Here is a 273-nt window from a genome sequence, read left to right as displayed (position 1 = left end):
CCACATTTTTTAAAGTAGTCCTCTTCATCGAAATAGTAGTTCATTCCATATACTGTAGCGTTAGGAATGATTTCTTGTACATTTTGAGCAAATTGCCTCTCAGCATCCGCACTCATAGCCGAAAGCAAAAAGTCATCATCTCTTGACCCGCTATACATATTTAAGCTAACAGTAAATTTAAGTTTCATTCCATTGCTTGTTGTATAAACAGGAACAGTATACCAACCATCAACTATATTGTTGATAATAGTCTGGCTGGGCCAACCGATTTTC

General features: G+C 36.6%; 1 protein-coding gene. It reads right to left on the bottom strand.

Going from position 1 to position 273, the window contains the following annotated elements:
• Positions 1-273, bottom strand: a 273-nt coding sequence (locus KIH86_RS27960) for a hypothetical protein (protein ID WP_223110780.1), incomplete at both ends; no start/stop codon positions are given.

The sequence above is a fragment of the Paenibacillus sinensis genome (assembly GCF_019904155.1).
GTDB classification, from domain to species: domain Bacteria; phylum Bacillota; class Bacilli; order Paenibacillales; family Paenibacillaceae; genus Paenibacillus_AQ; species Paenibacillus_AQ sinensis.
The sequence above is the reverse complement of the archived record's forward strand: the minus strand, read 5'-3'. Positions and strand labels throughout refer to the sequence as shown.